General features: G+C 68.1%; 23 protein-coding genes. 18 read left to right on the forward strand and 5 right to left on the reverse strand.

Features of this window, described 5'->3' with window-relative positions; all coding sequences use genetic code 11:
* Nucleotides 1-288: 288 nt before the first annotated feature.
* Nucleotides 289-705, reverse strand: a complete 417-nt coding sequence (locus ACW14X_RS20050; protein ID WP_160027287.1) for a metallopeptidase family protein — start codon at nt 703-705, stop codon at nt 289-291.
* 49 nt (nt 706-754) lie between these two features.
* Here ACW14X_RS20050 and ACW14X_RS20055 point away from each other — a divergent pair, with 49 nt between their 5' ends.
* From ACW14X_RS20055 to ACW14X_RS20130, 16 genes are all read left to right on the forward strand, one after another.
* Nucleotides 755-1,168: a DUF3499 domain-containing protein gene (locus ACW14X_RS20055; RefSeq protein ID WP_350843311.1), complete on the forward strand. Its 414-nt coding sequence runs from the start codon at nt 755-757 to the stop codon at nt 1,166-1,168.
* 19 nt (nt 1,169-1,187) lie between these two features.
* Nucleotides 1,188-2,576, forward strand: a complete 1,389-nt coding sequence (locus ACW14X_RS20060; RefSeq protein ID WP_457163065.1) for a phosphomannomutase/phosphoglucomutase — start codon at nt 1,188-1,190, stop codon at nt 2,574-2,576.
* Complete coding sequence (locus tag ACW14X_RS20065; RefSeq protein WP_350715417.1) at nt 2,573-2,773, forward strand: Trm112 family protein; 201 nt, start codon at nt 2,573-2,575, stop codon at nt 2,771-2,773. Before ACW14X_RS20060 ends, ACW14X_RS20065 begins: the two co-directional genes overlap by 4 nt.
* A 7-nt stretch (nt 2,774-2,780) precedes the next feature.
* Nucleotides 2,781-3,812, forward strand: a complete 1,032-nt coding sequence (locus ACW14X_RS20070; protein WP_160027295.1) for an SIS domain-containing protein — start codon at nt 2,781-2,783, stop codon at nt 3,810-3,812.
* A 176-nt stretch (nt 3,813-3,988) separates the two neighbouring features.
* Nucleotides 3,989-4,801 (forward strand): substrate-binding periplasmic protein, encoded by an 813-nt coding sequence (locus tag ACW14X_RS20075; RefSeq protein ID WP_457163066.1) that lies wholly within the window; start codon nt 3,989-3,991, stop codon nt 4,799-4,801.
* Nucleotides 4,802-5,065: 264 nt separating this feature from the next.
* Nucleotides 5,066-5,878, forward strand: coding sequence for a substrate-binding periplasmic protein (locus tag ACW14X_RS20080; protein WP_160027299.1), 813 nt, complete (start codon nt 5,066-5,068; stop codon nt 5,876-5,878).
* A 122-nt stretch (nt 5,879-6,000) separates the two neighbouring features.
* On the forward strand, nt 6,001-6,819 hold the full coding sequence (locus ACW14X_RS20085; RefSeq protein WP_350843305.1) for a substrate-binding periplasmic protein: 819 nt from the start codon (nt 6,001-6,003) through the stop codon (nt 6,817-6,819).
* A gap of 27 nt (nt 6,820-6,846) precedes the next feature.
* Complete coding sequence (locus tag ACW14X_RS20090; RefSeq protein WP_160027303.1) at nt 6,847-7,806, forward strand: DUF808 domain-containing protein; 960 nt, start codon at nt 6,847-6,849, stop codon at nt 7,804-7,806.
* A gap of 172 nt (nt 7,807-7,978) precedes the next feature.
* Nucleotides 7,979-9,418: an adenosylhomocysteinase gene (gene ahcY, locus ACW14X_RS20095; protein ID WP_201451226.1), complete on the forward strand. Its 1,440-nt coding sequence runs from the start codon at nt 7,979-7,981 to the stop codon at nt 9,416-9,418.
* A gap of 161 nt (nt 9,419-9,579) precedes the next feature.
* Nucleotides 9,580-10,287 carry an MtrAB system response regulator MtrA gene (gene mtrA / locus ACW14X_RS20100; RefSeq protein WP_160027305.1) on the forward strand — a complete coding sequence of 236 codons (708 nt, stop codon included), beginning with the start codon at nt 9,580-9,582 and terminating at the stop codon, nt 10,285-10,287.
* Nucleotides 10,284-11,900: an MtrAB system histidine kinase MtrB gene (gene mtrB, locus ACW14X_RS20105; protein ID WP_160027308.1), complete on the forward strand. Its 1,617-nt coding sequence runs from the start codon at nt 10,284-10,286 to the stop codon at nt 11,898-11,900. Before mtrA ends, mtrB begins: the two co-directional genes overlap by 4 nt.
* Nucleotides 11,897-13,615, forward strand: a complete 1,719-nt coding sequence (locus tag ACW14X_RS20110; protein ID WP_457163067.1) for an LpqB family beta-propeller domain-containing protein — start codon at nt 11,897-11,899, stop codon at nt 13,613-13,615. The genes mtrB and ACW14X_RS20110 overlap by 4 nt, the downstream gene beginning before the upstream one ends.
* Before the next feature lie 73 nt (nt 13,616-13,688).
* Nucleotides 13,689-14,393 carry a ComF family protein gene (locus ACW14X_RS20115; RefSeq protein ID WP_457163068.1) on the forward strand — a complete coding sequence of 235 codons (705 nt, stop codon included), beginning with the start codon at nt 13,689-13,691 and terminating at the stop codon, nt 14,391-14,393.
* Nucleotides 14,394-14,799: 406 nt separating this feature from the next.
* Nucleotides 14,800-15,441 carry a ribosome hibernation-promoting factor, HPF/YfiA family gene (hpf, locus tag ACW14X_RS20120; RefSeq protein ID WP_160027314.1) on the forward strand — a complete coding sequence of 214 codons (642 nt, stop codon included), beginning with the start codon at nt 14,800-14,802 and terminating at the stop codon, nt 15,439-15,441.
* Nucleotides 15,442-15,555: 114 nt separating this feature from the next.
* On the forward strand, nt 15,556-16,236 hold the full coding sequence (locus tag ACW14X_RS20125; RefSeq protein WP_045547972.1) for a response regulator: 681 nt from the start codon (nt 15,556-15,558) through the stop codon (nt 16,234-16,236).
* Nucleotides 16,237-16,335: 99 nt separating this feature from the next.
* Nucleotides 16,336-16,806 carry a hemerythrin domain-containing protein gene (locus tag ACW14X_RS20130; RefSeq protein ID WP_350715434.1) on the forward strand — a complete coding sequence of 157 codons (471 nt, stop codon included), beginning with the start codon at nt 16,336-16,338 and terminating at the stop codon, nt 16,804-16,806.
* Nucleotides 16,807-16,820: 14 nt separating this feature from the next.
* On the opposite strand, the gene ACW14X_RS20135 is transcribed toward ACW14X_RS20130, so the two are convergent.
* On the reverse strand, nt 16,821-17,558 hold the full coding sequence (locus tag ACW14X_RS20135) for a hypothetical protein (protein ID WP_457163069.1): 738 nt from the start codon (nt 17,556-17,558) through the stop codon (nt 16,821-16,823).
* A gap of 82 nt (nt 17,559-17,640) precedes the next feature.
* On the opposite strand from ACW14X_RS20135, the gene ACW14X_RS20140 reads away from it, so the two are divergent.
* On the forward strand, nt 17,641-18,852 hold the full coding sequence (locus ACW14X_RS20140) for a winged helix-turn-helix domain-containing protein (RefSeq protein ID WP_457163070.1): 1,212 nt from the start codon (nt 17,641-17,643) through the stop codon (nt 18,850-18,852).
* 66 nt (nt 18,853-18,918) lie between these two features.
* Entirely contained in the window at nt 18,919-21,819 is a 2,901-nt protein-coding gene (secA, locus tag ACW14X_RS20145; RefSeq protein ID WP_457163071.1) for a preprotein translocase subunit SecA, read from the forward strand.
* A gap of 64 nt (nt 21,820-21,883) precedes the next feature.
* On the opposite strand, the gene ACW14X_RS20150 is transcribed toward secA, so the two are convergent.
* The 3 genes from ACW14X_RS20150 to ACW14X_RS20160 all read right to left on the reverse strand — a co-directional run bounded on the left by ACW14X_RS20150 (nt 21,884) and on the right by ACW14X_RS20160 (nt 24,030).
* Nucleotides 21,884-22,426, reverse strand: coding sequence for an Rv3235 family protein (locus ACW14X_RS20150; protein ID WP_457163072.1), 543 nt, complete (start codon nt 22,424-22,426; stop codon nt 21,884-21,886).
* A 110-nt stretch (nt 22,427-22,536) separates the two neighbouring features.
* Entirely contained in the window at nt 22,537-22,866 is a 330-nt protein-coding gene (locus ACW14X_RS20155; RefSeq protein WP_008364136.1) for a sec-independent translocase, read from the reverse strand.
* 18 nt (nt 22,867-22,884) lie between these two features.
* Nucleotides 22,885-24,030, reverse strand: a complete 1,146-nt coding sequence (locus ACW14X_RS20160; protein ID WP_457163073.1) for an Mrp/NBP35 family ATP-binding protein — start codon at nt 24,028-24,030, stop codon at nt 22,885-22,887.
* Nucleotides 24,031-24,037 lie beyond the last annotated feature (7 nt).

Genomic DNA, 24,037 nt, shown 5'->3' on the forward strand with positions numbered 1-24,037 from the left:
TTTTCTTTCACGCGGAGACGCCATGTCTGAGGTAGGCGTGGAGCGGTCACCTGCCGTAGGTGCGTGTGCCGTGGCCACACCCGGGCCGCCGCCCCGATAGCCAGCCAAAATCTTTCTCGACATGGTCCGGTGTCAAGGACCGCGAAGCGGCCGGCGCAGCCGGCGGCCGCAGGCCGTCCTTGACTCCGGGGCAGGTCGAGAACACCCTCAAAGAACGGGTCGGCGGCCCAAGACCAGCCCCGAAATCTCGGTACCTATGAGCGCCGACGAAGCCGACTCGCCCACGCCTCAGGGCTGGTAGCGCGGATCGACATCCTCGGCCGAGATCCCGAGCAGGTCAGCGACCTGCTCCACCACGACCATGAGCACCATCGCCTCGACCTCGGAACGAGTATGGCAGCGGTGCTCGATCGGCCGCCGGTAGATCACCAGCCGCGCGGGCTTCGCGCCCGCGCCGCGCTCGAGCGAACCGAGCGGGATGTGGTCCTCGACGGTCCACTCCTTGGGGATGTCCGGAGACTCCTCGACGGCGTACTCGATCAGGCCCAGCCGTGACTGCCAGCGAGCGTCGATCTCGGTGACGATGGCGAGCGCGATGTCGTCGAAGCGCTCGCGGCGGGTGCGCAGGACCGGCACCTTCGGGTCGGTCGGGACGGCCATCGGGCCGCGTCTCCCACGGCCGTGTCGATCCCTGTGCCTGGTCATGTACGCGAGCCTAACTGCGCGGCTGGCCTCAGGGGAGTACGGTTCACCCGTGACTGCTCGTCGTTGTTCGCGTACCGCCTGCCAGCGTCAAGCCGTCTGCACGCTCACCTATGTGTACGCCGACCAGACGGCCGTTCTCGGCCCGCTGGCGACCTATGCCGAGCCGCATGCGTATGACCTGTGCGAGGAGCATGCCGAGCGGCTGTCCGCGCCTCGGGGCTGGGAGGTCGTCAGGCTGGCTCGTGAGCCCGTCGACCCGCAGCCGAAGGGCGATGACCTGCTGGCTCTGGCCGACGCCGTCCGTGAGGCCGCGAGGCCGCCGGCCCCGTCCCCACGAGGACCCGTCGGGGCGCCCGTGCAGGACGACGCCGACGAGCCGGGGGCGAACACTGGGTTCGACAAGGGCCAGCCCCGCCCCGGCGGCACCCGCCGCGGGCACCTCCGCGTGCTGACGTCGGAGTAGGACGACTAGAGTTCCGGACATGCCGGAGAGAGTCGACCCCGACATCGCCAACGCCGTCTTCAAGGCGTACGACGTCCGTGGCACCGTCCCTGACCAGATCGACGAGAACCTCGCCCGACTCGCCGGGCGGGCCTTCGTGCACGTGGTCGGCGCGCGTGGCGGTGAGATCGTCGTCGGCCACGACATGCGCCCGAGCTCCCCGGTGCTCTCGGGGGCCTTCGCCGAAGGTGCGACCGAGGCCGGTGCCGATGTGACGATGATCGGGCTGGCCTCGACCGACGAGCTCTACTTCGCCTCCGGTCACCTCGGCCTTCCGGGCGCGATGTTCACCGCCAGCCACAACCCGGCGCAGTACAACGGCATCAAGCTGTGCCGGGCCAACGCGGTCCCGGTCGGCGCCGAGACCGGGCTCGACGAGATCCGCGATCTGGTCATCTCAGGTGATGCCCCGATCGCCGACGTCGCCGGCAGCATCAGCGAGACCGATGTGCTGGAGGCGTATGCCGCGCACCTGCTCGGTCTGGCCCCGGTCAAGGGTCGCCGGCTCACCATCGTCGCCGACGCCGGCAACGGCATGGCCGGCCACACCGCGCCCGCCGTCTTCGGCCGCCTGGGCGCCGAGGCGGTCGAGCTGATCCCGATGTACTTCGAGCTCGACGGCACCTTCCCCAACCACGAGGCCAACCCGCTCGACTCGACCACGCTGGTCGACCTGCAAGCGAAGGTGCGCGAGACCGGGGCCGACGCCGGCCTGGCCTTCGACGGCGACGCCGACCGCTGCTTCCTGGTCGACGAGAAGGGCGAGGTGGTCAGCCCGAGCGCGATCACCGCGCTGATCGCCGAGCGTGCCCTGGCCCAGGAGCCGGGCGCGACGATCATCCACAACCTGATCACCTCCCGCGCGGTTCCGGAGATCGTGAGCGAGCTGGGCGGCACCCCGGTACGCACCCGCGTCGGCCACTCCTACATCAAGGCCGTGATGGCCGAGTCCGAGGCGGCCTTCGGCGGGGAGCACAGCGGCCACTTCTACTTCCGTGACTTCTGGCGCGCCGACTCCGGCATGCTCGCCGCGCTGCACGTCCTGGCCGCCCTCGCCGAGACCGACAAGCCGCTGAGCGAGCTGCTGGCCGCCTACGCTCGCTATCCGATGAGCGGCGAGATCAACTCCACCGTCCCCGACCAGGCCGCCACGGTGGCCGAGATCGAGAAGGCGTACGCCGGGCGCGACGGTGTCACCGTCGACAAGCTCGACGGCCTGACCCTCTCCCACGCGGACTGGTCGTTCAACGTACGGGCCTCCAACACCGAGCCGCTGCTGCGGCTCAACGCGGAGGGCAAGGACACACCCACCATGGAGCGCGTGCGCGACGAGGCGCTCGCGATCATTCGAAAGGAAACCGTCTCATGAGCGCCCTGGGCCTGAGCGAGAAGCTGCTCGAGATCATCGTCTGTCCGCAGTGCCACGGCGACCTCCTGCCTGTCGAGGCCGACAGCGAGCTGGTCTGCCAGGGGGAGTGCGGGCTGGCCTACCCGGTCCGCGACGGCATTCCCGTCCTGCTCATCGACGAGGCCCGTCCCACCAAGGCTCAGCCAACGGAGGGGTGAGGCCGCGATGACCTGGTTCGACGAGTCCAGGCTGGACGACGAGCGGGCGCTGGCCGGTATCGACCTGCTGCTGCGTTCGCTGGCCGAGTCCGGAGCCCGGGTCCGCCGGGAGGCTGCGGGTGCCGCAGAGCCCCTGCAGGAGGCCGTACGCCGCGCCGCAGAGACCGGCCGACCCCGGGCCGTCGTCGCGGCGGGTCCCGACTCGCGCCTGCTCCGCGCCGTCCTCGAGCCGTTCTGCCCGGTGCCGTTCGTCGCCTGGCCGGCTCCGGGCCTGCCGGGCTGGGCCGGGAGCCTCGACCTCGTGGTCGTGCTGGCCCCGACCGGCTCCGACCCGGGTGAGGCCTCGGCCGCCGCCGAGGCCGTCCGCCGTGGCGCCCAGCTGGTCGTGGCCGCACCGGAGAAGTCGCTGGTCGCCCAGCACGCCGAGGGGCGCGACAGCACGCTGCTCCCGGTCGAGGGCGGCGACACCCTCGCGATGGCGATCCTGATGCTCACCTACCTCAACTCGGTCGGTCTCGGCCCGGAGGCCGACGCGGACAAGGTGGCCGACGCGCTCGACGACGTCGCCACCGCCTGCTCTCCGCACCGCGACATCTCGGTCAACCCGGGCAAGATCCTGGCGATCTCGCTGGCAGACTCGCTCCCGGTCGTGTGGGGTGGCTCCGTCCTCGCCGCCCGCGCTGCCCGACGCGTCGCCGAGAACCTGCGCCGGGCCAGCGGCCGCGGTGCCATCGCCGGTGACGCCGACGACCTGCTCCCGGTCCTCGAGGCGGCGCGGCCGCGCAACGTCTTCGACGACCCCTTCGCCGAGGAGGAGGCGTCCGTACGTCCCGTCCTGGTCATCCTCGACGACGGCGCGACCGATCCGATCATGGTCGAGCAGCGACGCCTGCTCACCGAGGCCGCGGACACGCGCGGCGTACGGGTGGAGGTCGTCGAGGCGAACGCGACCACGGAGGTCGCCCGCTACGCGTCCCTGCTCCTCCAGGGCACATACTCCGCGGAGTATCTTCGTTTGGGTCTCGTTAGCGACGGTTGATTCCGAATCACGGACAGAACCGTGTGATCTGGCTCATATGGCACGGTCAGGGGCGTTGGCGACGTCTCGTTATGGGTTGAAGACCCTGGACGTCGCGGAGTGGACCGCTGTTCGATTTGGCAACAATTCAGCCACATCGAAGGCTGGCCCCCTCCCTGGAACAGGATCCCCCTCCCATGAGCCAGACCAAGTTCGTCGTCGTCGGTGCCCTTGCCCTCCTAGGCGCGATCGTCTTCAGTGGACGACTCTCCGACCCCGCGCCGCCCGCGACCGACGAGGCGAGCGCCGCGGCCGGCAGGACCCTCCGGATCGGCGTCGACAGCGCGGAGCCGTCGTACTACAAGGTCGACGGAGTCACCAAGGGCTTCGACTACCAGATGGCGCGCAGCGTCGCCGAGGGCATGGGTGCGCAGCCGGAGTTCGTGGAGATGGACTTCAACGAGCTCTTCCCGGCCCTCGAGGCGGGCAAGATCGACATGATCGGCGCCCAGGTCACCAAGACCGACGAGGCGGAGCGGAAGTACGACTTCAGCGCTCCGTACTTCGTGACGTACGTGTCCTTCCTCGCCCCGAAGGGCTCGACCATCAAGAGCCGCGACGACATCGACGGCAAGAAGGTCGCCGTCGTCGAGGGCACCGTCCAGGAGCGCTACCTCAACGAGCAGTACGAGGACGTCACCGTCATCAAGACTCCGAACGCGGACGCCGCGGTCAGGTCGATGGGGCGGGGCGAGGCCGACGCGTTCTTCTACGGCGCTCCCTACTCGCAGTCGGTCATCAAGGGCGCGCCGATCCCGCTGATCGAGCCGATCGTCTACCAGGCCGAGGACGCCCCGATCGGGTTCGTGGTTCGGGAGGGTGATCAGCGCAAGGAGCAGATCGACGAAGTCATCGAGGACATGGTCCTCAACGGGGAGTGGGTGAAGATCAAGACGGACTACTTCGAGGCGGTCCCGCTCTCCGAGGTCTTCAGGGAAAAGGGTGCCTGAGGCGCGGGTGCCTGTGTTTGGTTACGTTCGCCCGAGGCGGACTCTCGAAGGTGAACGATGCGCGTGATCTGTGTCACGCAGTGCGGTGAAGGTTCGGTCACGGATCGTGACAGATCGTGACATCGATCGTCGAAAACCTGGACGCGAGGGAGCAGACAGGTGTTTGATGCAACATCGTCCGGCCACTCTTGGCCAGCACGTCTCGGATTCTCGGCGCCGACGTGACGGGCATGCCCCACCATCCCGAAAACACAGGACTTCCGCATGAATCACATCAAGTTTGTCGTCGCCGGCGCCCTGGCCCTCCTGGGGGTCTTGGTGATCGGCGGCTACTTCGCCGACCCAGCCCCGAAAGCGACCGACGAGAAGAGTGCCTCCGCAGGAGGAACGCTGCGGATCGGTGTCGATGGCACCGAGCCCGCCTATTACAAGGTCGACGGCGTGACCAAGGGATTCGACTACGAGATGGCGCTCGGCGTCGCCGAGGGTCTGGGTGCCAAGCCGGAGTTCGTGGTGATGGACTTCAGCGACCTCTTCACCGCGCTCGAGGCCGGTGAGATCGACATGATCGGCGCCCAGGTCACCGAGACCGCGGAGCGGAAGCAGGACTTCGACTTCACCGCGCCCTACTTCGTCACCTACCTGTCCTTCCTCACCCCGGAGAACTCGCCGATCAAGAAGCGCGAGGACGTCAACGGTAAGAACATCGCTGTCGTCGAGGGCACCATCCACGAGCGCTACCTCGACGAGCAGTACGAGAACGTCAACGTCATCAAGGCCAAGGACGAGGATTCCGCGGTCAAGGCGATCGAGACCGGTGAGGCCGACGCGTTCTTCTACGACGCGCCCTACACCGCGCCGATCATCGGCCGGGCGCCGATCACGTTGAAGGAGGCGATCGTCTACCCGGCGGACGACGCTCCGATCGGGTTCGTCATGCAGAAGGGTGACGCGCGCAAGGCGACGATCGACGGGGTCCTCGAGGAGATGATCCTCGATGGGCAGTGGTTGAAGATCAAGAAGGAGTACTTCAAGGAGTACCCGCTCTCGGAGGTCTTCAAGGACAAGGGCGCCTGAGCCTGACCCGGCTCGCCCCACTTTGGGGCGCCTGAAGTCCAGTAGCCTACGATGCCCGCTGGCCCGACTCCGGTCGGGTCGGCAGTGTCTCGGCGCACCCCTCCCCCCACCCAGGACGTCGTATGAAATCCCTGAAGTTCATCCTTGCGGGCGCGGTCACCCTTCTGGTGATCCTGATCGTGGTCTCCAACACGGTTGAGACGACCGGCCCCTCCTCCGCCAGGCGCAGCAGCGCCGCCGATGACGGCCAGCTCAAGATCGGTGTGCTGGACAGCCCGCCGGTCTACTACACCGATGGTTCCACCGCGAAGGGCTTCGACTACGAGGTCGCCCTCGGCGTCACCGAGTCGCTCGGCATCAAGCCGTCGTTCATCCCGATGGACTTCGCCGACCTGTTCACCGCGCTCGACGAAGGCGAGATCGACATGATCGCCTCGCAGGTGAGCGTCACCGAGGAGCGCCAGAAGGCCTACGACTTCTCGCACCCCTACTTCGTGACGTACCTGTCCTTCACGACGCCGAAGGACTCCCCGATCAAGAAGCTCAAGGACGTCAACGGCACCAGGGTCGCCATCGTGGACGGCACCGCGCAGGAGAGCATCCTCAAGGCTCGCTTCCCCAAGGCCGAGATCGTGAAGCGGAAGAACGAGGCGGCTGCGCTCGAGGCGGTCGCGGCGGGCAAGGCGGACTCGTTCTTCTACGACGCGCCGTTCACCGAGGGCCTGATCAAGAAGGCCCCGATCCCGATGGAGGAGCGGATCGTCTTCCCGTCCGACAAGGCCCCCATCGCCTTCGTCTTCCGCAAGGGCGACGGGCTCAGGGAGCAGGCCGACGAGGCGATCGACGAGATGATCGTCAACGGGGACTGGCTGCGGATCAAGACCGACTACTTCAAGGAGTACCCGCTCTCGGAGCGGTTCCGGGAGCAGGGCGTCGAGTAACGGACCCCACCCGATAAGGTTCCGGCTATGAGCGCCGGACTCTTCGCACTCCTCGACGACGTAGCCGCCATCGCCAAGCTGGCGGCTGCGTCCGTCGACGACGTCGGCGCTGCTGCCGGCAAGGCCTCGGCCAAGGCCGCAGGCGTCGTCATCGACGACACCGCGGTGACGCCGCAGTACGTCCACGGCATCGCCGCCGAGCGCGAGGTGCCGATCATCAAGAAGATCGCGCTCGGCTCGCTGCGCAACAAGCTGCTGATCATCCTTCCGGTGGCGCTGATCCTGGCGCAGTGGGCGCCCTGGGCGATCACCCCGATCCTGATGGTCGGTGGCGCCTTCCTCGCCTACGAGGGCGTCGAGAAGGTCTTGGAATGGGTCCGGCCGCATGAGGAGGCCCACGAGACGCCGGTCGCCCTGGAGGGGCCCGAGGCCGAGAAGACGATGATCTCGGGCGCCGTACGCACCGACCTGATCCTCTCCACCGAGATCATGGTGATCGCGCTCAACGAGGTCATCGACCAGGGCTTCTGGATGCGCCTCGGCGCCCTGGTGGCGGTCGCGTTCCTGATCACGATCGTGGTCTACGGCGTGGTCGCCCTGATCGTGAAGATGGACGACGCCGGCCTGTCGCTCTCCCAGCGCCCCGGTGCCTTCGCCCAGCGGCTCGGCCTGGGCATGGTCTCGGCGATGCCGAAGGTGCTCACCGTGATCTCGATCGTCGGCACCGTCGCGATGCTCTGGGTCGGTGGCCACCTGATCCTGGTCGGTGTCCATGACGTCAACGGCCTCGCCGCCGGCCACCCCGGCTGGGCATGGCCCTACGACACCGTGCACCACCTCGAGGAGGAGGTCCACCACGCCCTCGGTGCCGTCGGCGCGGCCGCCGGCTGGCTGGTCAACACCTTCTTCTCCGCGCTCGTCGGACTCATCGTCGGAGCGATCGTGGTCGGCGTACTCCACCTGCTGCCGTTCAAGAAGAGCCACTGATCCGAGGCGGGTTCGGTGGGCGCTCGTCCGTTGATGTTGGCCTGGCGTTTGCCGTCCAGGATTACCGCAGGGGCCGAGGGCCGCTTGTAGTCTGAGAAGAACCTGCGTGGGAGATCCCGCTGATGCGCAGATGCGCGACGCAGGCCCGCATTAACTTCGGTAAGGAATAACCATGGACTACAAGGTTGCCGACCTGAGCCTGGCCGAGTTCGGCCGCAAGGAGCTCTCCCTCGCCGAGCACGAGATGCCGGGCCTGATGGCCATGCGCGAGCGCTATGGCAAGGACCAGCCGCTCAAGGGCGCCCGCATCGCCGGCTCGCTGCACATGACGATCCAGACCGGCGTACTGATCGAGACGCTGACCGCGCTCGGCGCCGACGTGCGCTGGGCCACCTGCAACATCTTCTCCACCCAGGACCACGCCGCCGCTGCCGTCGTCGTCGGCAACGGCACCGCCGAGGACCCCCAGGGCACCCCGGTCTTCGCCTGGAAGGGCGAGACCCTGGCGGAGTACTGGGACGAGGCCGAGAAGGTCTTCGACTTCACCGACGCCGACGGCAACAAGGTCGGTCCGAACATGCTCCTCGACGACGGCGGCGACATCACGCTGCTCGTCCACAAGGGTGTCGAGTTCGAGAAGGCCGGCGCCGTGCCGGGCCAGGACTCCACCGACAACGAGGAGTTCAAGGAGGTCCTCCGCGTCCTCGACCGGAGCCTGAAGAACGACCCGCAGCGCTGGACCAACATCGCCAACGGCATCAAGGGCGTCACCGAGGAGACCACTACCGGTGTCCTGCGCCTCTACGACCGGTTCAAGGAGGGCTCGCTCCTCTTCCCGGCGATCAACGTCAACGACTCGGTCACCAAGTCCAAGTTCGACAACAAGTACGGCTGCCGCCACTCGCTCATCGACGGCATCAACCGCGCCACCGACGTGATGATCGGCGGCAAGGTCGCGGTCGTGTGCGGCTACGGCGACGTCGGCAAGGGCTCCGCGGAGTCGCTGCGCGGCCAGGGTGCTCGCGTCATCGTCACCGAGATCGACCCGATCTGCGCACTGCAGGCGGCGATGGACGGCTACGAGGTCCGCCGCCTGGAGTCGGTCGTCGAGACCGCCGACATCTTCATCACCACGACCGGAAACTTCGACATCATCCGGGTCGAGCACTTCGAGAAGATGAAGAACCAGGCCATCGTCGGCAACATCGGCCACTTCGACAACGAGATCGACATGGCCGGCCTCGCGAAGATCCCGGGCATCGTCAAGGACGAGATCAAGCCGCAGGTCCACCAGTGGATCTTCCCCGACGGCAAGAAGATCATCGTGCTCTCCGAGGGTCGCCTGCTCAACCTGGGCAACGCCACCGGTCACCCGAGCTTCGTGATGTCGAACTCGTTCACCAACCAGACGCTGGCGCAGATCGAGCTCTTCACCAAGACCGACGAGTACCCGATCGGCGTCTACGTCCTGCCCAAGGCGCTCGACGAGGAGGTCGCCCGCCTCCACCTCGACGCCCTCGGTGTCGAGCTCACCGAGCTCAACAAGGCTCAGGCCGACTACCTCGGTGTCCCGGTCGAGGGTCCCTACAAGTCGGACCACTACCGCTACTGATCCACCCTCGCCGAGTCGGCTCGTTCTGACCGAGAACCTCGCCGAGTCGGCTCGTCATGACGAGCCGACTCGGCAGGGAATCGGGTCAGGACGGGCCGACTCGCGCGTTGTGGGGTGGCTCATGTGACGCGTCGCACGCACTGGGTGACAGAATCGGACACATGGCCGATCGCAGTGCTCCCGACCAGCCCGCCAAGGGAAAGGTCCTCGTCGTCGATGATGATGCCTCGCTGAGCGAGATGCTTGCGATCGTGCTGAGACAAGAGGGGTTCGACTCACAGCTCGTCGCTCGTGGTGACATGGCGCTGCCGGCGTTCCACGACTACAAGCCCGACGTGGTGCTGCTCGACCTGATGCTTCCCGGGATGGACGGCATCGAGGTCTGCAAGCAGATCCGCAAGGAATCGGGTGTGCCGATCGTCATGCTCACCGCGAAGGGCGACACGGTGGACGTGGTGGTCGGGCTCGAGTCGGGGGCCGACGACTACGTGGTCAAGCCGTTCAAGCCCAAGGAGCTGATCGCGAGGATCCGGGCGCGGGTGCGCAGACACGGCGACGCCGTGCCGGAGGTGCTGGAGATCGGCGACCTCACCATCGACGTGGCCGGCCACCAGGTGACCCGTGGCGAGGAGCAGATCCAGCTCACGCCGCTGGAGTTCGACCTGCTGGAGTGCCTGGCCCGCAAGCCTCACCAGGTCTTCTCCCGCGAGGTGCTGCTGGAGCAGGTGTGGGGCTACCGTCACGCTGCTGACACCAGGCTGGTCAACGTGCACGTCCAGCGGTTGCGCTCCAAGGTCGAGCACGACCCGGAGAACCCCGAGATCGTCGTCACCGTCCGCGGCGTCGGCTACAAGGCAGGGCCCGTGTGACACTCCAGCAGGTCGTCCGCACCACTGCCCGGACGCCCAAGAAGCTCCTGACCACCTGGCGCCGGTCGATCCAGACCCGCGTCGTGGTCTACACCGTGCTCCTCACCGCGGCCGCCGTCAGCCTGGTCGGGTTGATCCTGCTCGAGCAGATCGGCGACGAGCTGGTCCAGGACCGGGTCGCCGCGGCGAAGGCGGAGGCTTCCGAGGAGCTCTCCGCGGCCCGCTCGAGCATCGCGGAGACCTCGGGCGCCAACGGCGGCACCCCGCTGCAGCGCAACGACCTGGGCGACCCGATCATCCAGCGCAGCGTCTCGCGCGGCTACGGCGTCGTCATGGCCGGACCGGTGACCTCGACCTCCGGCCGGATCAGCGACGACGGTGTCGAGTGGACACCCGGTGTGGACGTACGCAGCGTCCCGCGCGCCCTCGAGGACCGCTTCCAGACGATCCGCGCCGAGCCGGCCTGGACCTACACCCAGATCTCCTACGACGACGGCGAGCGATCCTCGACCCCCGGCATCGTGATCGGGTCGCAGCTGGAGCTGCACGACGACACGTACAACATCTACTTCCTCTTCCCGATGGACCAGGAGCAGGAGACGCTCGGCGTCATCACCCGCGGGCTGCTGGCCGCCGGTGCGATCCTGATCCTGCTGATCGGTGTCGGCAGCTGGATCGTGACCCGACACGTCGTCACGCCGATCCGGATCGCCCGCAGGACCGCCGAGCGGCTCGCCGCCGGCCGCCTGGAAGAGCGGATGGTCGTCCACGGCGAGGACGACCTCACCGGCCTGGCGCTCTCGTTCAACCAGATGGCCAGCGGGCTGCAGAACCAGATCCGCCAGCTCGAGCACCTCTCCCGCGTGCAGCGAAGGTTCAGCTCCGACGTCTCCCACGAGCTCCGTACGCCGCTCACCACCGTACGCATGGCCAGCGACGTCCTCTACGAGGCCCGGGACACCTTCGACGCCCCGACGGCCCGGGCGGCCGAACTGCTGCAGACCGAGCTGGACCGGTTCGAGACGCTCCTGAGCGACCTGCTCGAGATCAGTCGGTTCGATGCCGGCGCGGCCGTGCTCGACCTCTACGACACCGACCTGACCGCGCTGGCCCACGCCGTCGTCGAGGCCTACACGCCGCTCGCCGACAAGCGCGACATCGAGCTGAAGGTCGTCGCTCCGAGCCATCCGTGCATCGCCCAGGTCGACCATCGCCGGGTCGAGCGGATCGTACGCAACCTGGTGGCCAACGCCACCGATCATGCTCTGGTGGGGCAGACGGTCACCATCCGGATCGACAGCGACGAGCACGCGGCAGCGCTGACCGTCCGTGACCACGGTGTCGGGCTGGCCCCGGGGGAGACCGCCCTGGTCTTCAACCGGTTCTGGCGCGCCGACCCCGCCCGGGACCGTTCCAGCGGCGGCACCGGCCTGGGCCTGTCGATCTCTCTCGAGGACGCCCATCTCCACGGAGGCTGGCTGCAGGCCTGGGGCCGCCCGGACCAGGGCGCGCAGTTCCGGCTCACGCTTCCGCGCTATGCCGGCGCGGCGCTGCGGCACAGCCCGCTCCCGCTCGTCCCGGCGGACGCCCGCGACACCCTGGAGGCATCGTGAGACCCGTCTTCGCCGTCTTCCTGACCGCGCTCGCGCTCCTCGTCTCGGCCTGCTCAGGCGTGCCGGACTCCGGGCCCGTCCAGAGCGTCGACCTGGCCGCGCCGGATGCGCAGGAGGAGGTCATTCCCTACAACCCCGGCGCCCCGCGCGCGGGAGCGTCCCCGGGCGAGATCGTGGACGGGTTCCTCGACGCGATGAAGGCCACTCCGATGAGCACGGCCTACGCCCGCCGCTACCTCACCAAGGACGCGGCGATGAACTGGGCACCGGCCGGCCGCACCCTGGTCTACGGCGAGCTCGGCAGCCACGTCAGCTCCTCGCCGCGGGTGTCGGTGGAGCTGGAGGACGCCGGCTGGCTCGACGAACGAGGCGTGTGGCGCGGCAAGCTGGCCGCCTCGCAGGCGATCCTCGACTTCGAGCTGACCCGCGCCGAGGGCGAGTGGCGGATCAGCGCGGCACCCAACGCGCTGGTCGTCGAGGAGGACTGGTTCCTGACCCACTTCGCCCGCAGCAACCTCTACTACGTCGAACCGACCGGCCACACCCTGGTGCCCGAACCGATCTTCGCCCCCAAGGGCAACTCCTACGCCACCACCCTGGTCTCCAGCCTGCTGAGCGGCCCGGGGGAGGAGGCGCAGGGCGTGATCCGCAGCGCGCTCCCGCCCGAGGCGGACGAGCCCCGCTCGGTGGACGTACGCGACGGGGTGGCCGAGGTCGACCTCGCCGGTGACCTGAAGGACCACAGCTCCGAGGAGCTCCAGCTCATGGGCGCCCAGCTGGCCTGGACCCTGCGGCAGGACGCCAGCGTGGAGCGCATCCGGCTCACGATCGACGGCGAGCCGGTGGTGCTGCCCGGCTATGGGGAGACGTTCAACGTCGACAGCGGCGGCGGCTACGACCCCAACGGCAACACCGCCAGGGTCGACCTCTACGCACTCCGCGGTGGAGCGCTGGTGACCAGCACCGGCGAGAACGGCGACCCGTGGGTGCCGGTGCTCGGCGGCTGGGCGAAGTCTCACGGCGTCACCGACGTCGCCGTCGACGCCGACGGCTCGACCGCCGCCGCGATCACCGCCGACCGCACCGGCGTCGTCGTCGGCCAGCTGACCAGCGACGGCGAGCTCACCCGGGCTCCGGTGAAGGGCACCCGGCTGCTGAGGCCCTCCTGGGACCTCGCCGGCCGGCTGTGGCTCGTCGACAAGGACTCGACCGGTGCCCGGGTGATGTACGTCGACGGCGACCGCCGCGTCCGCGTCGCCATACCCGGGGTGACCGGGGAGAACGTGACCCGGTTCCTGGTCTCCCGCGACGGCACCCGGTTCGTGGCGGTGATCGACGGGGAGTCCTCGGACCGGATCGTGGTCAGCCGCCTGCAGGCCAGCTCGAAGGGCGAGATCACCACCTCGACATCGGCCGTCCTGCTGCCGCACCCGGACTCCGCGACGATGCGTGTCACCGACATCGCCTGGACCTCGCCGACCACCATCGTCGCGGTGCAGCAGATCAGCTCGACCGCGCTCTTCCAGTCGGTCTCGCTGGACGGCGCCCCCAGCGGCGAGCGCTACACGCTCAGCGACCGGGTCACCGGCGTCGTCGGCTCCCCGGTGGCCTCGGCCCGCCTCTACGCGATCTCGGGCTGGACCCTCCTGGACCCCCTCGACAGGTTCGACCTGGGGCTGCCCTCCGATCTCTCCGACGTCACCTACCAGGGCTGACTCTCCACAGCTTTATCCACAGGTAAGCAGCCCTTGGTTGCCCCGTCGAGCGCACCCTGATCGACTCGGCCACATGGACCTTGCCGACGCCTGGCACGACCTGGTCGTCGGCGGCCGCTGCGTCGGCTGCCGGCGACCAGGCAGGCTGCTCTGCCAGGACTGCCGGGCCGACCTCCCGGACACGGCCCGGTCGAGCCCGCCGAGCCCGGCGCCGCCGGGCATCGCCCCGGTCTTCGCGGCAGGGCCCTACGACGACACGCTGAAGCAGCTCGTCATCGGTCTCAAGGAACACCAGCTTCTCGGCCTTCGCAGGCCGCTGGCCGGCCTGCTCGCGCTCTCCGTCCTCGAGGCGATGGCGACGACCGGCGCCGGCCCGACCGTCCTCGTCCCGGTCCCGTCACGCCCGGTCTCCGTGCGTGAGCGCGGCCTCGACAGCACCGCGGCGATCACGCGCGGGGCCGCCGCGCTGCTGAGGCGCCACGGGCTCGGCGTACGTCATCATCAGCTGCTCCGCACCAGACCCGGCGTCGCGGACCAGGCCGGTCTCGACTCCCGGCAGCGACAGGCCAACCTCGACGGCTCGATCACCTGTCCCGCGTCCGGCATCCGGACACTTGCCCGGAAGATCCCACGAGCGACCCTCATCGTCTGCGACGACGTGATCACCACCGGCGCGACCGCTCGGGAGGCTCAACGAGCGCTTGAATCGGTCGGTCTCGGGGTGAAAGCGATTGCGACCGTCGCGGCCACCCAGCGTCGGTCTCGCGTTCAAATGTAGGAAACCGTCATGTAATTCTGTTGAAGGCCTTTCGTGGGGCAGATCGGCGAACTACCGTCACTACATGGAGTCCGCCTGGGTCCGTGGTTGCGTCGCAGAGAGGTCCGCATTGCGGGCATCCGAGCGGCAAGCCGATGCCAGTCGCAGGCGAAACGGTCCACGTAACCCTATGCACCCAGATCTTGGGGCAAGGGGATCACGGTGCGGCTTAGAGATAAGTCCTGCCCTTGCTCTCCCGTCAGATACGGGAACCAGCAGGGAGAAGGTGGAGTGGCACCAAGCCGCTAAGCCTCAGCAGGCGATTGTGGGGTCGAAGACCAGGTCGGCCGGGCGGACTCCGTACCCCGGAGGTCACATGCGCTGACCGTCCGGGATCCCGCCAACCCCGAAACACCGGGAGGTACCGATGGAAGTTGTCGTCACGGCTCGCAACGCCGAGGTCTCAGACCGCTATCGCGCTCACGTAGCAGAGAAGCTCGCGAAGCTCGAGAAGCACGACCACCGCATCATCAGGATCAACGTGGAGGTCGACAACGAGCCCAACCCGCGCCAGCACAAGGGCGCCGTACACGTCGAGCTCACCGCATACTCGAAGGGTCCGGTCATCCGGGCCGAGGCGTGTGCCGAGGACAAGATGGGGGCGCTGGACCTGGCTGTCGACAAGATGGCATCCCAGATGCGCCGGGCCGCCGACCGCCGCAGAGTCCACCGTGGCCGTCGTACGCCGGTATCCGTCGGACAGGCACTCGCGGGCATCGAGCCCGACGGCCTGGGCACGACGTCCGAGTCCGAGCAGTTCGAGGAGGAGACGGTACGCGAGCACCAGGTCGGTCCGATCACGGTGACGGGGGAGGGGCCCTTGGTGGTCCGGGAGAAGACGCACACCGCGGAGCCGATGACGCTCGACCAGGCGCTCTACGAGATGGAGCTGGTCGGACACGACTTCTACCTCTACATCGACAAGGACTCGATGCGGCCGGCGGTCGTCTACCGCCGGCGGGGATACGACTACGGGGTGATCGCGCTCAACCGCGCAGACCTCGTCTGACGGCTGTGACGGGCAACCGCTCGTAAGCACGTCGGCCGGGACTTATCCATCCCTCAGATGGATGAGTCCCGGCCATTCTCTTTGTCATCATCAGTTACGTGCCATGATGCATTCGTGTCATCTACATCTGGTGCCGATCGTGAGCCGGTCCGCGTCTTGGTTGTCGACGACCAGGAGCTCTTCCGAAGGGGCCTGGTCGCGTTGCTCGCGAGCGAACCCGGCATCGAGGTCATCGGAGAGGCGACCAACGGCATCGAAGGCACCGAGCGCGCCGCGGCTTCGGCTCCCGACGTCGTGCTGCTCGACGTACGCATGCCGAAGCAGACCGGGCTGGAGGCCTGCGTCGCCATCAAGGAGGCCGTCCCTTCGGCCAACATCATCATGCTGACCGTCTCCGACGAGGAGGCCGACCTCTACGACGCGGTCAAGGCCGGCGCGATGGGCTACCTCCTCAAGGACTCCTCGATCGACCAGGTCGCCCAGGCGATCCGGGTCGTCGCCGACGGCCAGTCCCTGATCAGCCCCTCCATGGCGGTCAAGCTGATGGAGGAGTTCAAGCAGATGTCCCGGCCGGACCGATCCCCGGTCCCCGGCCCGAAGCTCACCGACCGCGAGCTCGAGGTCCTCGGCCTGGTCGCCAAGGGTCTCAACAACCGCGAGATCGCCAAGCGGCTGTTCATCTCGGAGAACACGGTCAAGAACCACGTACGCAACATCCTGGAGAAGCTCCAGGCCCACTCGCGCATGGAGGCGGTCATGTATGCCGTGCGCCAGAAGCTCCTCAACGTCGACTAGGCTGACGCCAGCGTCGCGTGCCGGTGGCAGACCGTGTCAGGCATGGAGGCGCCGGATTCGAAGGAGCACGACTGATGTTGTCGTCCCCTTCGCCCTCACGTGACTGAGGGCGAGAAGACCAGGCTGATCGCCTGGAGCAACGAGATGCGCGACGTGCACGAGCGTCTGCGCAAGGCCCTGCGGGTGACGCAGGAGGCCATCGCCGCGGGAGATCCCGCAGAGCCCGCGGCTCGCGACCTGCTGCTGTTCTGTCATGGGTTCTGCGCGGCCCTGACCGGCCATCACGAGGGGGAGGACCGGGAGCTCTTCCCGGCGATCGCCCGGTCACACCCGGAGCTGCGCGAGACGATCCGCTATCTCGAGCAGGACCACTCCATGATCGGCCACCTCCTCGGCGGTCTCCAGGCCGCCGTCGATCGGGCCGCAACCCCCGAAGACCTCGGGAAGCACCTCGAAGGCATCGCCGCGATCATGGAGTCCCACTTCCGCTTCGAGGAGCGCAAGCTGCTGAGCGTGCTCGACACCGTGAGGCTCGATGCGGATGTCGGCGATGTTTTCGGCCCGCTGTGAAAGGAATTTTTCTTTCATCGGCCGAGCGCTGCAACGGTCCGGCGGGCATCGTTCCAGGCGATCCACGCCGTACGCAGGCGGGGCAGCGGCACCGGGTCGCCCCGGCGCCGCGCCCGGATCCGGTCACGGAGCCACACCGGCGCGTCGGCCTCATCGATCGCCGCCGTCTTGGTGAGCAGCCGGCCCTGGTCGGCCGCATGACGACCTCGGGCCATCGCGGTCAGGCTCAGCTCGGCGATCTCGGGCTCGAGGACCCACCAAGCAGGGTGTCTGACGGCCCGCGCCCAGTAGCCGCACACCTCGCTGCGCGCGGCTTCGCGGACGTCCTCCTCGCTGACCGGTGGGAACGCCGTCCGCACATCGTCACCGAACACCGTCAGGCCGTGCACGGCCAGCTCGACGCGGGGGACGGTGGTCAGCGGTCGGTGCACCAGCCGGCCGTGGGTCCACGTGGGGTGTGACGCCTCGGGCTCGCTCAGCCGATCGGTGGCGATGTAGGCGCAGCCGAGATCGGCGCCCGCCGCGACCCCGGCATCGAGCTCGCTGTGGATGGACGAGATCTGGTCCGCGTCCGGCGGCCCGTCGGTGAGCGCGACCAGATCCAGGTCGCTCACGCCCGGAACGTAGTCGCGGGTGGCGAGCGACCCTGCGACGTACAGGCCGATCACCCATCGCAGCGTCCCGAGGCGGTCGGCAAGCGCTGCCACGACCTCGTGCCCGTCCGAGGTGTTCCCGCCCGCGGATGTCGCCATGAGGCCAGGATCCCGCATCGGGGTGCGGGCGGGAGCCGGTTCCGGACGAGACTTGTCCGGAACCGGCTCTAGAGTTGGTCTCGTGCCCCGCTCTCAGACACTCAGCCGCTCCCAGGCCCGCCGGATCGCCCTGGCGGCGCAGGGGTTCGCCGACAAGCCCCACACGATGCCGACCATGCGTACGTTCCAGCGCACGCTGGAGCGCACCGGAGTCCTCCAGGTGGATTCGGTCAACGTCCTGCAGCGCGCGCACTACATGCCGCTCTACAGCCGGATGGGGGCGTACGACACCGGGCTCCTGCACCGCGCCAGCAAGGGCCTCAAGGATCGCCGGATGGTCGAGTACTGGGCTCACGTGCAGGCGTTCATGCCGGTCGAGCTGTGGCCGCACATGCAGTGGCGGATGGACCACTACCGCGCCCAGAAGGGCTCGAAGTGGTGGGGGAGCGTGCCGGACGGGATGAAGGAGAAGGTGCTCGCGCTGGTGGCCGAGCAGGGACCGCTCACCGCGCGCGAGGCGGCCAAGGCGCTCGACGACGCCGGCCCGCAGACCAAGGACCACTGGGGCTGGAACTGGTCAGACTCGCGCAAGACCCTCGACATCCTCTACATGTTCGGTGAGTTGGCGATCTCGCACCGCAACGACCAGTTCGAGGTCGCCTACGACCTGCCCGAGCGGGTCATCCCGCAGATCCACCTCGACGCGCCGACGCCGTCGAAGGAGGAGGCCCACCTCGAGCTCGTACGCCGCGCCACCCGGTCCCACGGCGTCGGCACCGCCAAGGACATCGCCGACTACTTCCGGATGCGCGTCGACGACACGACACGCGCACTCAACCAGCTCATCGACGCCGGCGAGGTGGAGCCCGTCGCGGTCGAGGGCATCCGCAAGCAGGCGTACCTCTTCTCCGGGACCCGCCTCCCGAGGCGCGTCGAGGCTCGTGCGCTGCTGAGCCCGTTCGACCCGCTGGTCTGGGAGCGGGAGCGCACCGAGGCGCTCTTCGACTTCTTCTACCGGATCGAGATCTACACGCCGGCGCCCAAGCGGATCCACGGCTACTACGTGCTGCCGTTCCTCCTCGGCGAGCAGATCGTCGGCCGCGTCGACCTGAAGGCCGACCGCAAGAGCGGAACGCTCCAGGTCAAGGGCGCGTTCGCGGAAGCCGACGCGCCGGTGGAGACGGCCATCGAGCTCGCGGCCGAGCTCGAACGGCTCGCCGGATGGCTCGGGCTGAGCGCCATCGCGGTCGATCCCAAGGGCGACCTGGCACCCCTGCTTGCGCCGTTGGTGTGAGTGGGCGACCGGGAGGTGGGTAGAGTGAGCGTGCTATCTGTCTGCCGCTAGTAGGAGCCCGCCACCGTGGCAATTCTCGACAAGATCCTTCGCCTCGGCGAAGGCAAGATCCTTCGCGAGCTCGAGGCCATCTCGAAGGCCGTCAACGCGATCGAGGACGAGTTCGTCGCGATGAGCGATGACGAGCTGCGCGGGATGACCGACGAGTTCAAGCAACGCCTGGAGAACGGCGAGGATCTCGACGACATCATGGCCGAGGCGTTCGCCACGGTCCGCGAGGTCACCAAGCGCGTCCTGGGCCAGCGTCACTACGACGTGCAGATCCAGGGCGGCGCGGCGCTCCACCTCGGCAACATCGCCGAGATGAAGACCGGTGAGGGCAAGACCCAGACCGCGGTGCTCCCGGCCTACCTGAACGCGCTGGCCGGCAAGGGCGTCCACGTCGTCACGGTCAACGACTACCTGGCCAAGTTCCAGGCCGAGATGATGGGCCGCATCTACGGCTTCCTCGGCCTCACCGTCGGCGTGATCCTGCCGCAGATGACCCCGGCCCAGCGCCGCGAGGCCTACAACTGCGACATCACCTACGGCACCAACAACGAGCTCGGCTTCGACTACCTGCGCGACAACATGGCCTCGTCCATGGCCGACCTGGTTCAGCGCGGCCACTTCTTCGCGATCGTCGACGAGGTCGACTCGATCCTCATCGACGAGGCCCGCACGCCGCTGATCATCTCGGGTCCGACCGAGGACGACGTGAAGTGGTACGACGAGTTCGCCACGATCGCCAAGACGCTGACCAAGGACGTCGACTACGAGGTCGACGAGAAGAAGCGCACCATCGCCGTTCTCGAGCGGGGCATCACCCGGGTCGAGGACCACCTCGGCATCGAGAACCTCTACGAGGCGGTCAACACCCCGCTGATCTCGTTCATGAACAACTCGATCAAGGCGAAGGAGCTCTTCCGCCGCGACAAGGAGTACGTCGTCGCCAACGACGAGGTCCTGATCGTCGACGAGCACACCGGCCGCATGCTCGCCGGTCGCCGCTACAACGACGGCCTGCACCAGGCGATCGAGGCCAAGGAGGGTGTGAAGGTCCGCGAGGAGTACCAGACCCTGGCGAGCATCACCCTGCAGAACTACTTCCGCCTCTACGAGAAGCTCTCCGGCATGACCGGTACGGCGATGACCGAGGAGTCGGAGTTCGACAAGATCTACAAGCTCGGCGTGGTCCCGATCCCGACCAACAAGCCGATGATCCGCAAGGACCAGCCCGACCTCGTCTACCGCACCGAGGAGGCGAAGTACGAGGCCGTCGCCGACGACATCGTCGAGCGCCACAAGAAGGGCCAGCCGGTGCTGGTCGGCACCGTCTCGGTGGAGAAGTCCGAGTACCTCGGCAACATCCTCAAGAAGCGCGGCATCCCGCACACCGTCCTCAACGCGAAGTACCACGCCGACGAGGCCAAGATCGTCGCGCTCGCCGGCCACAAGGGCGCGGTCACCGTCGCCACCAACATGGCCGGTCGAGGCACCGACATCATGCTCGGTGGATCCGTCGACTTCCTGGCCGACCAGGAGCTCCGCAAGCAGGGCTTGGAGCCCGCAGGCGAGACGGCCGAGGCGTACGAGCAGAACTGGGCGCCGACCGTCGAGCGGATCAAGGAGCAGGTCGCCGCGGAGCACGAGGAGGTCACCAAGCTGGGTGGTCTCTACGTCCTCGGCACCGAGCGCCACGAGTCCCGCCGCATCGACAACCAGCTGCGTGGTCGTTCCGGCCGTCAGGGCGACCCGGGCGAGTCCCGCTTCTACCTGTCGCTGGAGGACGACCTGATGCGCCTGTTCAAGGGCGAGTGGGTCGACCGCATCCTGACCACGCTGAAGATCCCCGACGACGTGCCGATCGAGGCCAAGTCGGTGACCAAGTCGATCGCCAACGCGCAGACCCAGGTCGAGGGCCAGAACTTCGAGTCCCGCAAGAACGTCCTCAAGTACGACGACGTCATGGACCGCCAGCGCAAGGTGATCTACGCCGAGCGCCGCGAGGTGCTCGAGGGCGCCGACCTCGAGGACCAGATCCGCACCTTCATCGACGACGTCGTCACCGGCGTCGTCACCGGCGCGACCCAGGACTACGCCGAGGAGTGGGACCTCGACCAGCTGTGGACCGACCTCAAGCAGATGTGGCCGGTATCGGTCGAGCCCGAGAAGCTGATCGCCGACGCCGGCGGCAGCAAGGACGACCTCGACCGCAACGAGCTGATCGAGATCCTCAAGAAGGATGCCCAGGAGGCGTACGACCGCCGCGAGGAGGAGATCGGCTCCGAGGGCATGCGCGAGGTCGAGCGCCAGGTCGTCCTCTCGGTGCTGGACCGCAAGTGGCGCGAGCACCTCTACGAGATGGACTACCTGCGTGAGGGCATCGGTCTGCGGGCCTACTCGCAGCGCGACCCGCTGGTGGAGTACCAGCGCGAGGGCTTCGACATGTTCACCGCGATGATGGACGGCATCAAGGAGGCCGCGGTCGGCTACCTGTTCAACCTGGAGGTCCAGGTCGAGCAGGCGGAGCCGGAGTTCCACTACCACCCCGACGGCACCCGTCACGCCGGTCCGATGCACGAGGGCGCGCTCGCCGAGCCGCCGGTCGGCGTCGGTCAGGCCGGTGGTCTCCAGGACATCTCCGCCGCCCTGAAGGCACAGCCCGCGGGCCAGGCGCCGAGTGGGTCGCCCCACATCGTCGCGCCGGGTCTGCAGAAGCCTGCCGCTCCCAAGCACCTGGCCTTCTCCGGCCCGGACGAGCAGGGTCAGGCCGAGGCGCAGGGCAACACCGTCAGCAACGCCGACGACCCCTACGCCAAGATCGGCCGCAACGAGCAGTGCCCCTGCGGCTCGGGCAAGAAGTTCAAGCAGTGCCACGGCCGCCCCGGCGGCCCGACCGGCCTCACCACCCGCGTCAACGGCTGAGGACACCTCAGCTCACAACCCGTGGAGCGCTGTACGTACCAGGTACGTACAGCGCTCCACGGGTTCATTCGTACGGCCCGAAGTTGAGGACAGTGCAGATCCAGTTCTCGCCGCTCTGCTCGAAGCGGAGGGCCATCGCGCGGTAGCCGTGGCCGTACTTGATCGTGGCGGTGGCCTCCACGATGGTGTCGGTGACCACGTGAAGGTGCCAACGATAGACGCGGGGACGGACCGGCTGGTGGCGGCCCAGGCCGGGCTCGTACGCCCCGCTACGGGCGGTGAGGGCAGCGCGGTAGCGGAGGTCGGCGACGACCTCCTTGGTCGTCCAGCGGACCAGCTGGCTCGCCGGACGGTCCCCGCCGACGACCTCGGCGATCTTCTGGGCGAACTGTGGGATCCACGCGTTCAGATGGCCGCGGGCGGGGACGATGGGGATCGGCTCGGCCAGCAGTGCGTCGTCCTGCCCGCTCCGGTCCGGCTGCGGCGGGTCCAGGCGTGGCTGGAGGTCGAAGGCGAGCGTGCCCTGGACATCGGCCAGGGGCACCTCGGCGGGGCGTTGCGGATCCGGCTCCGCAGGATCAGGGTCCCGAGATGGTAGAGCGCTCATGGGCGCAAACTCCTTTCTACGCAGGCAACCTTCTCTTACCCGTTATTCGTGGTTCTAAACCGGCGAGTAACAGAAGGTTCTCCTGTGACAAAGGAGACTGGAGGGAGGGGCTAGGTGGCCTGGTCGTCGTAGGGCGGCTTCTCGCCGGCCAGAAGAGGCTTGGGCGCCTTGGCGCGCGCCTCTTCCTCCTCGATGTCGGCGAGAGCTTCCTGGATCTGTCTGCTGACGATGCGACGCGGGTCGAGGTCGCGCAGCTCGAGGTCCTGGTAGGCGGGCCCGAGCTCTCCGCGCAGATCGTCGCGCGCGTTGTTGGCCAGGTTGCGCACCTGGTGGAGGAGGCGGGCGATCTGCCGTGCCATGTCGGGGATCTTGTCCGGTCCGAAGACCAGGATGGCGATCACGACGATGACGGCAAGCTCCGCGAAGCCGATGCCGAACACGGAGGTGAACCTACAGGCTCAGAGCTTGGAGGTGGGAGTGAGGCCCAGTTGCATGCCCGCGAGCCCGCGGCCGCGGCCCGAGATCGTACGCGCCACCTCGGCCAGCACCTTGGCCGACTCGGAGGTCGGGTCGGACTCGACGATCGGCTTCCCGGCGTCGCCGGCCTCGCGCAGAGTCTGCTCCAGCGGGATCTGGCCGAGCAGCGGGACCTTCGAGCCGAAGCGCTGGGAGAGGGTGTCGGCGACCCGCTGGCCACCGCCGGAGCCGAAGACCTCCATCTTGGAGCCGTCGGGCAGGACGAGCCAGGACATGTTCTCCACGACGCCGACGACGCGCTGGTGCATCATCTCGGCCATCGTGCCGGCCCGCTCGGCCACCTCGGCGGCGGCCTCCTGCGGGGTGGTGACCACGACGATCTCGGCGTTGGGCAGGTGCTGGCCCAGCGAGATCGCCACGTCGCCGGTGCCCGGGGGCAGGTCGAGCAGCAGCGCGTCGAGGTCGCCCCAGTAGACGTCGGAGAGCATCTGGACCAGGGCCCGGTCGAGCATCGGTCCGCGCCAGGCGACGACCTGGTCGCGGCGGGGCTTGAGCATCCCGATCGAGATCACCGAGACGCCCGAGGCGGTCGGGACCGGCATGATCAGGTCATCGACCTGGGTCGGCCGGGAGTCGGCCACGCCCAGCATCGCGGGCACCGAGTGGCCGTAGATGTCGGCGTCGACGATGCCGACCTTGAGACCCTGCTGGGCGAGCGCGACGGCGAGGTTGACCGTGACCGACGACTTGCCGACACCGCCCTTGCCCGACGCGATCGCGAAGACCTTGGTCAGCGAGCCCGGCTGGGCGAAGGGGATCTCCCGCTGCGCCTGACCGCCGGTGAGCCCGTTGCGCATCTCGGTGCGCTGCTCGTTGGTCATCACACCCAGCTCGAGGTCGACGCCGGTGACGCCGTCGACCTTCTCGAGCGCCGCGGTGGTGTCGCGGTTGATGGTGTCCTTGAGCGGGCAGCCGGCGACGGTCAGCAGCACCTTGACGCTGACGACACCTGCGTCGTCGATCGAGACGGAGTCGACCATCCCCAGCTCGGTGATGGGACGTTTGATCTCCGGGTCCTGAACGGTCGCCAGGGCTGCGTTGACACGGTCGAGAAGCGGGCTACTCACGGTATGC

The organism is Nocardioides sp. YJ-D4 (assembly GCF_054031495.1).

Coding starts and splice junctions, on each gene's coding strand:
- ACW14X_RS20150 (WP_457163072.1), bottom strand. CDS start 22,426: ATGAGCGCTCTACCATCTCGGGACCCTGATCCTGCGGAGCCGGATCCG.
- ACW14X_RS20050 (WP_160027287.1), bottom strand. CDS start 705: ATGACCAGGCACAGGGATCGACACGGCCGTGGGAGACGCGGCCCGATG.
- ACW14X_RS20080 (WP_160027299.1), top strand. CDS start 5,066: ATGAATCACATCAAGTTTGTCGTCGCCGGCGCCCTGGCCCTCCTGGGG.
- mtrA (WP_160027305.1), top strand. CDS start 9,580: ATGGCCGATCGCAGTGCTCCCGACCAGCCCGCCAAGGGAAAGGTCCTC.
- ahcY (WP_201451226.1), top strand. CDS start 7,979: ATGGACTACAAGGTTGCCGACCTGAGCCTGGCCGAGTTCGGCCGCAAG.
- ACW14X_RS20135 (WP_457163069.1), bottom strand. CDS start 17,558: ATGGCGACATCCGCGGGCGGGAACACCTCGGACGGGCACGAGGTCGTG.
- ACW14X_RS20115 (WP_457163068.1), top strand. CDS start 13,689: ATGGACCTTGCCGACGCCTGGCACGACCTGGTCGTCGGCGGCCGCTGC.
- ACW14X_RS20075 (WP_457163066.1), top strand. CDS start 3,989: ATGAGCCAGACCAAGTTCGTCGTCGTCGGTGCCCTTGCCCTCCTAGGC.
- hpf (WP_160027314.1), top strand. CDS start 14,800: ATGGAAGTTGTCGTCACGGCTCGCAACGCCGAGGTCTCAGACCGCTAT.
- ACW14X_RS20070 (WP_160027295.1), top strand. CDS start 2,781: ATGACCTGGTTCGACGAGTCCAGGCTGGACGACGAGCGGGCGCTGGCC.
- ACW14X_RS20060 (WP_457163065.1), top strand. CDS start 1,188: ATGCCGGAGAGAGTCGACCCCGACATCGCCAACGCCGTCTTCAAGGCG.
- ACW14X_RS20065 (WP_350715417.1), top strand. CDS start 2,573: ATGAGCGCCCTGGGCCTGAGCGAGAAGCTGCTCGAGATCATCGTCTGT.
- ACW14X_RS20090 (WP_160027303.1), top strand. CDS start 6,847: ATGAGCGCCGGACTCTTCGCACTCCTCGACGACGTAGCCGCCATCGCC.
- ACW14X_RS20085 (WP_350843305.1), top strand. CDS start 6,001: ATGAAATCCCTGAAGTTCATCCTTGCGGGCGCGGTCACCCTTCTGGTG.